This window comes from Aquiflexum sp. TKW24L (assembly GCF_023502205.1).
GTDB lineage: Bacteria > Bacteroidota > Bacteroidia > Cytophagales > Cyclobacteriaceae > Cognataquiflexum.
Genome location: NZ_JAMFLG010000009.1, coordinates 77,034 through 89,057, shown reverse-complemented (window position 1 = coordinate 89,057; position 12,024 = coordinate 77,034). Strand labels below are relative to the sequence as shown.

The window sequence follows — 12,024 nt, the reverse complement described above, 5'->3', positions numbered from 1 at the left end:
TCTTTTGATGGTCAAAATCGGCTGTATTTATTCCTCTCATCTGTTTTAATTTGTTTTAGTACTTCCTATGAGCCAAAGCAATATTAATTTACCTCCTTATCTCAAAGCACTTGCTGTCCTATTGTTGATGATTGTAATTGTGTTTATCCTGATAATCGGAAGAAGCCTTCTTGTCCCATTGTTTTTGGCAGGATTGATTTCTATTCTTCTGACTCCAATGTCAGAATTTTTGGAGAGAAAAGGCATTTCACGGATTTTGAGCACAGTGATATCCCTTTTATCAGGGCTTTTATCCATTTTAGGATTATTGGCATTTATAGTATTTCAGGTTGCATCATTTGGGAAGGATCTCGGTAATGTGAGGGAAAAACTTAATACTTACTTAGTTCAAATAGATGGTTTTATTCTTTCTAATTTCCAGATAGAAACAGGTATAGGAAATGGCATAGACAAAAATTATTTGATAGATTGGGTTCAAGAGCATGGTTCAAGTTTAGCAACATTTGTTTTCGGAACTATCGGTTCATTATCCATGGTCTTATTGCTTCCCGTTTTTATATTCTTTTTTCTTTTGTACCGTAATCACCTCACTTTATTCCTTTCCATGCTTTTTCCAAGACATGACAAAGAGATGGTGAAAAGTGAGATTTTAATTCTTAGAAAAGTAGTACAAAGCTATATTATTGGCGTACTAAAAGTTATGGTAATTTTAGCTGTTTTGAATTCAGCTGTGTTGCTAGGTCTTGGTATCAAACACGCCATATTTTTCGGGGTATTTGCAGCAGTGCTGAATATCGTTCCGTATTTAGGACCTTTGGTTGCTGTGGTCCTCCCTTTGGTTTTTGCGATTTTGACCAAAGATGGACTATTTTATCCTATCGCAATTATCGTTGCATTCCAAATAATCCAAATGATTGAATCAAATTTTCTCACTCCAAAAATAGTAGGTGGTAATGTAAATCTGAATGCCTTTGCAACCATTGTGGGACTATTGGTTGGGGCATCCATCTGGGGCGTGGTAGGAATGATTTTGATTATTCCAGCTTTGGCTGTTTTGAGAAAAATATTTGAACTTACTGATGCCACAAAACCTTATGCTTTATTATTAGGCGAAGAAAAAAATGACATTGATTTCCTTAATGAATAAACTTAAATTTTCCATAATAATCCTTTTTGGAGTTTTGGTTTTATTTGCATGCGATAATTCTGAAACAAGAAAAGGCCGATTTCTGCTTAAAGGAAACGAGAAACTGAAACAAAATGATCCACAAGCGGCAATAGAATTCTATACTGAAGCCCTGCAGATTGACCAAAAATACAAAGACGGATTATACAACAGGGGTTTGGTATACCAACAGCTCAACAGGTTAGAGGATGCGATAAAGGATTTTTCAGTAATCCTCCAGGAAAACCCTTCAGACACTTTGGCCCTTTTTCAAAGGGGGGTATGCTATATGGACAATGGGGAATATTACAAAGCCTTGGAAGACAGTAAAAATCTTTTAACCCTACAACCCGAAAATTGGAAGAGTCATTTTTTAACAGGTTTGGTATTGGAAAAGATGCGGGATTATCCCAAAGCTTTGAATTCTTTTAATAATTCTTTGATATATCAGCCAGATAATGCCGAGGTTTTGATCAATAAAGCCACACTTCATTTTTATCTAAAAGAATTTGAAAAATCCGAGGCCGCATTGGATCTCGCCCAAAAACTGAACCCTGATGAACCCAATATTTATAACCTGAGATCAATGATTTCATTTGAATCCAAAGACTATGAAAAAGCATTGGATTGGATAGAAGAATCTATCAAGATCAATTCAAAAGAGGCTTTTTTTTACAATAACCGTGGCCTATATTTAATTTACCTCGGAGAACTTGACAAAGGTCTTGAAGACATTAACTACAGCTTGAAACAAAACCCAAAAAACCTGTACGCAATCAGGAATAAAGCGATTTACTATTATTATAAAAATCAAAAAGACATTGCCTTAAACTATTTTGAAGAGGTGCTTAAGAAAGATCCTGAGATGGAACTGGTCAAAGAATACATGGCAAAATACAATCAGGAGTGATTCAGTACCTCCTTGATTTTTTTCAATAATTCTGAGGCATCGATGGGTTTTGACACGTACCCTGTAAATCCACTTTGGTCGATCCTTTCTATTAAATCTTGTTTTGCAGCGGCAGATAATGCCAATACCGGTACATTGGAAATAGTTTTGATAAGCCTAGTAGCCTCAAATCCGTCCATTACAGGCATTTGAATATCCATCAATACACAATCATAATTTTGATTTTTGACAGCATCTACCGCCTCTTGACCATTATTGACCCTATCATATTCAATACCCCATTTTTTGATTATTTTTCCAAGGACCAGGGCATTGACATCATTGTCCTCGGCCATCAGTAACTTAATTTTGTTGAATTGCAATAAAGAGCCACTATCCTTCTGTGGTGCAGGAATAAACTGCTTTTTGGTTTTTTCCAATATAATCTCAAAAGAAAAAGTGGAGCCGATTCCGAGTTCAGATTCAAGTTGAATATGACTGTCCATCTGTTCCAAAAGTCTTTTAGTAATAGATAGTCCAAGTCCCGTGCCTCCATATTTTTTACTGAAGGAATGTTGAATTTGGTCAAATTGATTGAAAATTCGGGATTGATGCTCCTTTGCAATTCCGATTCCACTATCCTTAACCGAAAAATATACCTTGATTTTTTCTTCTAAAACCTCAGTTAGCATGACATCAATTACCACTTCCCCATTGTTTGTAAATTTCAAAGCATTGGTGATCAGGTTATTCAAAATTTGAGCAAGTCGAACCTTATCACCTTTCACTTCTTGATTCAATTCCTCAGGAAAATGAAGTATTAATTTGTTCCTACTGTCTTTGGCATGAAATTCCAAGCCTTTTACAACCTGATTAACGACTTCCTTAAGATTCATAGGATTGTAATCCAAAGTAAGTTTCCCAGCTTCAATTTTCTGATAATCCAATAAATCATTGATCATGATGATCAGGTTATCTACTGCAAAATTAATGGTGTTCAAAGCAGATGCCTGTTGGGAAGAATGGTCGTCTTGAAGCAAAGTATACACAGAACCTGAAATCGCATTAAGCGGAGTTCTCAATTCATGGCTGATCATTGACAAAAACTCGGATTTAATTTGACTAGCCCTTTCGGCTTGCTCCCTAGCATTTTTGAGGTTTTCCTCAAATTTCTTTTGGTCAGAGATATCGGTCAGGTAACCATACCAAACCACATCTCCATTATCCAATTGTTCAGGTTTCGCAGCACCAGAGACCCATTTAAACTGCCCATTCATTGGCTCTTTCAATCTAAACTGACAATTCCATGGCCTTAATGTTCGCGCGGAAGTTACTGTAGAAGTAAGAACAAGCGCGATGTCTTCAGTATGGACTTTGTTGATGGCAAAGCTGATATTGATAAAATCCTTTAATTCACCTTCCTTGATTCCTAATAAATCCTTAATCCCAGGACTCAGATAAGAAAACTTCATTTGACCTTCTTTGTCCAAAACAAACTGATAAAGTGCTCCCGGAACCTGTTCTGTCAAGTGAAGCAAAAAATCAGATGATTCCTGAAGTGTCTGCTCCAGACTTATCCGCTCTGAAATATCCCTCGCAAAGGATACAATATATTTCACTTGGAGAATTTCCACCAAACTACAATTCACTTCCATGTGAATTTCTTTTTTATCTGACTTGATATATTGTGTTTTATATATTAAGTTCTTTTCATTGGTCAATTTTTGGATATGACTACCCCAAGCAGCTTCCTCGGCAAATCGGGTATCGAAATCCCCAATTTTATAGGATCTAACGGTATTAAGCGCTATACCCAGTTTTTGATTTGCTTCATGGTTTGTAAAAATGATCTTGCCCGAAATATCTGAAATCAAGATTGATTCAGGAGAGTGTTCAAACATCTCTTTGTATAAGCCAAGCTCACTCAGGAGGTCATTTTCTTCAGAAATATCCCTGATCGTCCCAAATACTTTTGAAACTTCATTTCCTTTAAATTGGCTTTTTCCAATTACCCTGATCCACTTTTCCTTTTCAAATTTTGTTTTGATTTTCAGCTTTAGGTCAAAATCTTTTCCAATAGCCATCAATTCTGTCAGGCCCTTTTGGATTATTGGCCTGAACTCCGGCAAAAAATAATTTATTGTTTGTTCCAGGCTAATAGCGCTTCCAGATTCAACTTCAAAAATGGAATAAAGGCCTTCACTCCAAATGACTTTATTTTCAGGTATGCTGATTTCCCATACACCGGATTTTGATACGATTTCTCCTAGTTTAATGAGTTCATTCCTGCTGGACATCCCATCTTTGGCAATCCGCTCCTGTGTCACATCCCTTCCAACAGCATAAAATACGCCTTCTTGGAAATTTACATTCCAATTAATCCATTTGTAATCTCCGCTTTTTGAAATTATTCTCGCCTCAAAATGACTGTTAGTAGTTCCGCTTTTTGCAGTAAACCAAAGATCTTGAACTTGGGCTAAATCTTCTGAATGAAAAAATTGACATAGTTCCACATTAGTCAGTTCTTCCGGAGAAAAACCAAGGACATTCATAACCGAGTGACTTATCCATGTAAGAAAATTTTCTTGCCCGATTCCGATAATGTCATTTACATTTTCGAAAAATTGCCCAGTTTCAATTCTGCTAGGCATTCCCTTGGACCTCATTTCTTTGCCCTTATAAAAAAGGAAATAATTAGAACCGTTATCTTGGGGGAGTTCAATATTAAAAACAAATTCCTGCTCTAAAAACCTGATTATCAGTTCCTCATTGAAAATGTAAGAATTGATATCTAGGCCTAGTCCGACCAAGGTTTTGTCACCCAATTTTTCACCGATTATTTTATCAAAAGCTTCATTTGAATAAAAAATATTGTAAGGATAGGTATCGTCCGCCAAGAAAACCATCTCCGATGATTCGTAAATAATCTTCTTGAATGTATTGTTGATACCTCTTTCCTTCATGGGAAACAACGCTCTGGAAAATAATTAAAATCTCTTTGAAATGGGTGCAAAGCTTAATGAAAAACTTATGCTGTAAACATACATTAAATTGTTTTTTGACACAAATAAATTGTAATTAAATATTTAATAAAATATTGATTTTATCAGATTCCAAACTCAACCTGAAACATACCTGTCCAAGAATTTCCAGCATTATCAAACTTTGTTAGTCCTTCTAGCCACTTATAACCCACGTTTCCTTGTAATTTTATCCTATGCCCATTGAGATAATAGGTGTAGCCTAGAATAGCCTCGTCTATCTTTTCTTGGAATTCTGATATTGTTTGATCTGGAAGGACGAAAGCATACCTTACTGCAAGCTCAGATTTACGTGAAACCATTTTGCCGACCTGTATATTAAATCCTTGTCCAACCTGTATATAGCGGATGTCGCCATTTTCATTAGAAGTAATGGGATCCGGACTTTTTCTTTGAAAATATTCTGTCATTACTGAATTTCCTCGGTACTTAAACACTGCATCTACAATCAAAGTGTTTAAGTTTCTAGCTTCAAATAATGGCAAACCAAGTTGCCCACCGGTCCTTGTTGATTTGAAGTTTTTAGAATACGTCAATCCCGTAGCTAATTTTGGAGTTTCTTCAAACTCAATATCTCCCTCTGAGTAATCTCCTTTGTTGGTGAATAATCCTAATGGAAGATATTCAATCCTTCCGGTATAGGCAAGCCCATTATTGGTTTTTGAGGCATTTCTTCCCTCTCCGGTTGTTATTGCCCCTTTTAACTGAAAAAAAGAATTCTCTTTTAGTTTTTTAGTATAATATCCAAAAAAGCCAAAGTCCCGGTCAATAGTAAATGCAGCATTTGCTATAGAACGATCAGCAAACTGAAGGTTTCCGGAGCTAGTTACCCGCTGTCTATTTCCAGGCAGTTTGGACTGTCCAAAACCAAAGTAAAGATTATCGGTGGCAAAATAATAGACAATGGCATCTCTCACCGGCTGTGCTATACCACTTGCTTCTAGATCAAGGTCGGCTTTTGAAAACCCAAGTTGTATATAATATTGAAACTTTGGATTAAGGATAAATCCATCAAACCTTAAGCGGAGTCGTCTTACCCTCATCTCAAATTCATTGATCGTGATATCATCCCCATCAAGAGTGTTAAACCCTGCCCTGTTTTGCATTCTAAATCTTAAATTCATCAAAAAAAGTGAATCTTTCGAAAAGCTGACACCTTCCCCTACATCCAACTGGGCACGTTCATCGGATTCAACTGTTTGCCCAAAAGCGTTTTGAGCGATTATTAATAAAAACATCAGAAAAAGCAAGATTTGTCTCACCTTGGGTTTTTCTGAAGACAATATCAAATGGAATATTTTGACCATTTACAATCGATTTGAAAAATTGAATAAACAAAAAGGCTGTAGAATTAATCCTACAGCCCCTTTTTTAGAATATTTGAAGGTCAAACCTCCTCCTTAATCAAATTCAAAGCAGAGCCTGCTACAAACCAACCTATCTGGCCCTCATTGTAAGTATGATTGACTTTGATTTCGTTTTTGGTGCCATCAGCATGATTCAATACCACGACCAAATGATGTCCGGGTTTGAAATCAGTCAATCCCACAATATCAATAGCGTCATCTTCCTGAATCAAATCATAATCCGATGGATTGGCAAATGTGAGCGCCAACATTCCTTGTTTTTTGAGGTTTGTCTCATGAATTCTGGCAAATGATTTAACCAAAATCGCCCTGACACCCAAAAACCTTGGTTCCATTGCTGCATGTTCTCTTGAAGATCCTTCACCATAATTCTCGTCTCCCACAACAATAGACCCTATCCCAAACTGTTTGTAATATCTCTGCACAGCGGGCACTTCCCCGTATTCACCGGTAAGTTGGTTTTTAACTTTATTGGTTTCAAGGTTATATGCATTCTGTGCTCCGATCAGCATATTATTGGAAATATTATCCAAATGACCTCGGAATCTCAACCAAGGCCCAGCCATGGATATATGGTCGGTCGTACATTTTCCTTTTGCTTTGATGAGTAGTTTCAATCCTTTTAGATCAGTTCCTTCCCATGCTTTAAACGGTTCTAGCAATTGCAACCTTTCAGATTTTGGATCCACAAGTACACTCACTTTTGATCCATCCAATGCAGGTGCTTGATAGCCGGCATCCTCAACAGCAAATCCTTTTGTGGGCATTTCCAAGCCACTTGGCTCTTCCAATCTCACAGATTCTCCATCTTCATTGATCAGAGAATCAGTCAGGGGATTAAAAGTCAAATCTCCTGCGATAGCCATAGCAGTCACAATTTCCGGAGAAGCCACAAACGAGTGAGTATTAGGATTCCCATCTGCCCTTTTTGCAAAATTCCTATTGAAGGAAGTGATGATGGAATTCTTTTCTTGCTTTTCAGCACCGTGTCTTGCCCATTGACCAATACACGGTCCACAGGCATTGGCCAAAACCACACCGCCCATATTCTCAAAAATAGCCAAGAAGCCATCTCTTTCGACAGTGAATCTTACCTGCTCGGAACCAGGAGTAATGGTATATTCAGATTTAGCATTCAGTTTCTTATCCACAGCTTGCTGTGCAAGGGACGCCGCTCGTGAAATATCTTCATAAGAAGAGTTGGTGCATGATCCGATTAATCCTACTTCAAGTTTTGCAGGCCAATTATTTTCTCTTACAGCGGCCGCAAATTCTGAAATAGGCCAGGCCAAATCTGGAGTAAATGGCCCGTTGATATGGGGCTCAAGATTTGACAGGTCAATTTCTATCACTTGATCAAAATATTTTTCAGGATTGGCATACACTTCCTCGTCACCGGTAAGATGTTCTTTGATAGAGTTGGCAATATCAGCGATATCTCCTCTCTCAGTTCCTCTCAGATAGGCTTCAGATTTTTCATCATATCCAAAAATGGAAGTTGTAGCACCGATTTCAGCGCCCATATTACAGATGGTTCCTTTACCTGTTGCAGAAAGTGATCTTGCTCCATCTCCAAAATATTCCACTACCGCACCCGTTCCACCTTTTACAGTTAGAATTCCTGCAACTTTGAGAATTACATCCTTGGCAGAAGTCCACCCTGAAAGTCTACCAGTCAATTTTACGCCTATCAGTTTTGGGAACTTCAGCTCCCAAGGCAATCCTGCCATGACATCACAGGCATCAGCACCACCTACACCGATAGCGATCATTCCAAGACCACCGGCATTTGGAGTATGAGAATCCGTTCCGATCATCATTCCTCCCGGAAATGCATAATTTTCCAAAACAACCTGGTGGATAATTCCCGCTCCTGGTTTCCAAAATCCAATTCCATATTTATTGGAAACAGAAGAAAGAAAGTCATAAACCTCTTTATTTTTATCATTCGCCTTTTTGAGATCCGCCAAAGCTCCGATTTCTGCTTGAATCAGGTGATCGCAATGTACAGTAGAAGGTACTGCAACCTTATCTCTACCCGCCTGCATAAACTGCAAAAGTGCCATTTGGGCCGTTGCATCCTGCATGGCTACCCGATCAGGATTGAATTCTACGTATGACACACCTCGTTCAAATGACGAATCTGCTTCGCCTTGGGTCAAGTGCGCATATAATATTTTTTCTGTCAAGGTCAGTGGTTTGCCGACTGCTTTTCTGGCAGCCTCTACCCGGGAGGGAAATTTGGAGTAGACCGCCTTGATCATTTCTATATCAAATGCCATTGGGAATTGTATTTAAAATGTGAAGAAGGTTATTTTTATCGTCCGCAAAGATAAAAAATCAGGCCAAAATTGGAAGTGTTTTCATGTAAGGTATTCTATTTATTTCGCCTAAATGTTTTGAAATTTCAAAGAAATTCAGTTTTTGATTGCCTTCATTTAAAAATAGGTATACAATTCTTCACATGATTTAATTTTTTGGAATCAGTAAATCTTTCAATAACCATTTGGCTTATTGCTTTCATCCATGTTGAGTCCAAAAATTTTTCAATCACGTCTCTGATTCCTAATTTTAGCAAATAGATTTTCCTTTTTTAAAAAAATCTTTTCAAACTCAATAAAGTGTTTTTTGTCTCCAATCAGATAAAAAATGCTTGAAATTTCATCCAAAACGGCCAAACTGCAAAACCATACCACAAAATAATCCTATCCTTTGGTTATAAAAATGTTTACATTTCCTCTCTTAATCAAATCCAAAATACCGTGAACCTAAATATTTTTTCGATCACCCTTTTGGTGTCGGGAATAATTGTAGCAGCGATTTCTACTGTAATCATTTACAGGCTTGGGGATTCGGTGAGGTGGTTTGCATTAACCATGTTGTTCGTTTCTATCTGGGCTTTGGCTTATGGATTTGAGCTTTCGGTCAAGAGTCTTGAGGACATGCTTTTTTGGATCAAGATCGAGTACATTGGAATTGCGATGGCACCTGGCACATGGCTTTGGTTTTGTCTTAAGTATTCAGGCTTGGAAAAATATTCTAATCCAACCGTCGCATTGATGATTTTTGTGATTCCAGCTATAACTTTTTTCATGGTTTTGACAAATGAATACCACCACCTGCACTATCGGCATGTCATGGTAGATGATTCCGGACCATTCCCATTATTGGCCATCACTATTGGTCCTTGGTATTATGTGCACCTTTCTTTTTTTTACATTTCTCTATCCATTGGGATTATAATCCTGCTTTATAAATTCAAAAACGCAGATCCCATTTTCAAAAAACAAAACAATCTTTTGGTGCTCGCCGGGTTATTTCCGTGGGCATTTAACATTATATATTTACTTGGATTCAGACCCTTTGGCCACATCGACCTTACTCCCTATGCGTTTTTGATCATGTATATTTTTGTGGGAATAGGCCTGTTAAGATTTGACCTGTTTAGCATTAAACCGATCGCCAGAGACAAGGTTTTTGAAGTAATCACCAAAGGCATTCTGGTTTTTGATCCCAATTTCAGGATCATAGATTTCAATCCTTTTATAGGAAAAATATTGGAGCTGCCGATTTCAAATTTGATTGGAAAAAGACTTGAAGAGATTTTTGGGAAGGATTCAGAATTTGAAAGTTTTCTTAAAAAAGAAGAAAAAAGGGATAGTGATTCCACTTTAGAATTTAAATTAGGAAGAAAAGACCTAACTGTTGAATATGTTCCCATCAAAGACAAAAAAGGGAACTTCCTTGGCAGGATGGTTATTTTTGAAGACGTCACCCAGGAAAAATCCATTCAGAACCAAATCAGAAATCAAGCTGATGAATTAAAAAACCTGAACAGCCTCAAAGACAAACTTTTCACCATCATTTCCCATGATTTAAAAGGACCGATTTTTGGGATAAGGGAATTGATTAAATTGTCTTTTGAAGGCGTGATTTCCAAAGAAGAATTTTTTCAAATCCTGCCGGAAATCAATAAAAACATGGATTCGGTTTCGATTTTACTTGAAAATCTATTAGCATGGACAAGCAGTCAATTGAAAGGGGAATTCTTGGTGAAAAACACTTTTGAACTCGACAAACTTGTTGAACTACAAGTTTCCCTTTTTGAGAAAGTTACAAGGGAAAAAGGCATTACGCTCACCCTTCAAAAATATGGTCAGCTTCATGTTTTTGCAGATAAAAACATGATTGACCTCGCCATAAGGAATCTACTCAGTAATGCGATCAAATTTTCCGGAAAAGGGGATTATGTGACCGTCATACTTAAGGAAAATGAAGGATCTGTTACCATCAAAATCAAAGACACAGGGTTAGGAATTTCGGAAGAAAATTTAGAGAAATTGAAAAACAGAGAATCATTCACCACTCTTGGAAAAGACAAATCAACAGGCACTGGGCTAGGGATGTTACTGGTCCAGGATTATATCATCAAAAACGGTGGAGAATTAATTATTAACAGTCAACTTGGAATAGGCAGCGAGTTCAGTTTTAACCTTCCAAAATCCAATGATAATTTCTTAGAGGTTATTTAAAAATGCCATGGTATCAATGCCATCCGCATATTCTCCCAAAGTTGGACACTGAGCCTGTCCAAAAGGAATGCTTTCTGGAAACCATCCCTTTCTGGAAACTACACATTGGATTTTGGAGCTCAGCCCATTGATCAATTCTTCCATATCAGTTTGGTTTTGATAAATTTCATAATATAGTACTGATATGGGTGAAACTAACCCCTTGTTTTCCTGAAGGATTAAAAAGCCGTTATCCAGATGCTCTTCCTTGTTGACAAGGAATATGGATTTATTGTATTCGTAGTTATGGAAGTATTTATGATTGCTGGCAACATTGCTATAAACTTCAATAGCATCTAGAAATGAAATGAGCATTTCCCGATTTGGAACAAAAATCTTGGAGACATTTCTACAGCCAAGTCCATAGTATTGGAAGATATCTTTTGCCAATTCTCTAAAATCCGCAACGGTCTCCCCTCCTTCAAAAATCCCAACCGAAGTCCTATTTTTCCTGATAATATGTGGGTATTTGCCAAAATAATAGTCAAAATACCTCGCAGAATTATCACTTCCTGTTGCAATGTAGGCATCCTTATTTTTCAGCATTTCCTCTACAGAGATCATCAATTCAAATCTTGGCGCTACTGAAATCAACTTTTCAATTAGCCATTTGATCAGAAACTGATCTGAGGAACTGAGTTTGATGCATGCCCTGTGACCGCTCATCAATACACACATCAAGTCATGAAACCCAACCGCGGGAATATTTCCGGCCATGAGAATCCCAATTGATTTTGGCTCTAGGACTTCGGGAAAATGGTATTTGGACAGCCACTTGGTCAGACTTTCCCTGTCCAAAAAAACAAGTAGCCCATCTAAGGCATTTTTTGTCTGCTCGGGTGTAAACCAATTATTGGTGTTTTCAACACGCCTTGATAAGGCTAAGAAATTCTCTTCAGAGATGTCTTTAATAAGTTCACCGAGTTCTGCAAATGCTTCTATTCTCTCTTCGAGGGTCATTGTTTTCTATTATTTTGGCAAAGATATCCAA

At 37.4% G+C, this 12,024-nt stretch carries 7 protein-coding genes; 3 read left to right on the top strand and 4 right to left on the bottom strand.

Annotated elements, in window-relative coordinates:
• Positions 1-67 precede the first annotated feature (67 nt).
• Both M3O96_RS08305 and M3O96_RS08300 read left to right on the top strand, forming a co-directional pair.
• Positions 68-1,147, top strand: a complete 1,080-nt coding sequence (locus M3O96_RS08305; RefSeq protein WP_249719875.1) for an AI-2E family transporter — start codon at positions 68-70, stop codon at positions 1,145-1,147.
• Positions 1,140-2,075 carry a tetratricopeptide repeat protein gene (locus M3O96_RS08300; RefSeq protein WP_249719874.1) on the top strand — a complete coding sequence of 312 codons (936 nt, stop codon included), beginning with the start codon at positions 1,140-1,142 and terminating at the stop codon, positions 2,073-2,075. Before M3O96_RS08305 ends, M3O96_RS08300 begins: the two co-directional genes overlap by 8 nt.
• Here M3O96_RS08300 and M3O96_RS08295 read toward each other — a convergent pair.
• From M3O96_RS08295 to M3O96_RS08285, 3 genes are all read right to left on the bottom strand, one after another.
• Complete coding sequence (locus M3O96_RS08295; RefSeq protein ID WP_249719873.1) at positions 2,066-5,017, bottom strand: PAS domain S-box protein; 2,952 nt, start codon at positions 5,015-5,017, stop codon at positions 2,066-2,068. The two genes, M3O96_RS08300 and M3O96_RS08295, sit on opposite strands and share 10 nt — an antisense overlap.
• 143 nt (positions 5,018-5,160) lie before the next feature.
• Positions 5,161-6,402, bottom strand: coding sequence for a porin (locus M3O96_RS08290; RefSeq protein WP_249719872.1), 1,242 nt, complete (start codon positions 6,400-6,402; stop codon positions 5,161-5,163).
• Positions 6,403-6,482: 80 nt separating this feature from the next.
• Positions 6,483-8,744 (bottom strand): aconitate hydratase, encoded by a 2,262-nt coding sequence (locus tag M3O96_RS08285; RefSeq protein ID WP_249719871.1) that lies wholly within the window; start codon positions 8,742-8,744, stop codon positions 6,483-6,485.
• A 480-nt stretch (positions 8,745-9,224) separates the two neighbouring features.
• Between M3O96_RS08285 and M3O96_RS08280 the strand changes: the two genes are divergently transcribed.
• Positions 9,225-10,994, top strand: coding sequence for a sensor histidine kinase (locus M3O96_RS08280; protein ID WP_249719870.1), 1,770 nt, complete (start codon positions 9,225-9,227; stop codon positions 10,992-10,994).
• Here M3O96_RS08280 and M3O96_RS08275 read toward each other — a convergent pair.
• A complete protein-coding gene (locus M3O96_RS08275; protein ID WP_249719869.1) occupies positions 10,980-11,993 on the bottom strand; it encodes an acyl-CoA reductase in 1,014 nt (337 codons plus the stop codon). The two genes, M3O96_RS08280 and M3O96_RS08275, sit on opposite strands and share 15 nt — an antisense overlap.
• Between the last annotated feature and the right edge of the window lie 31 nt (positions 11,994-12,024).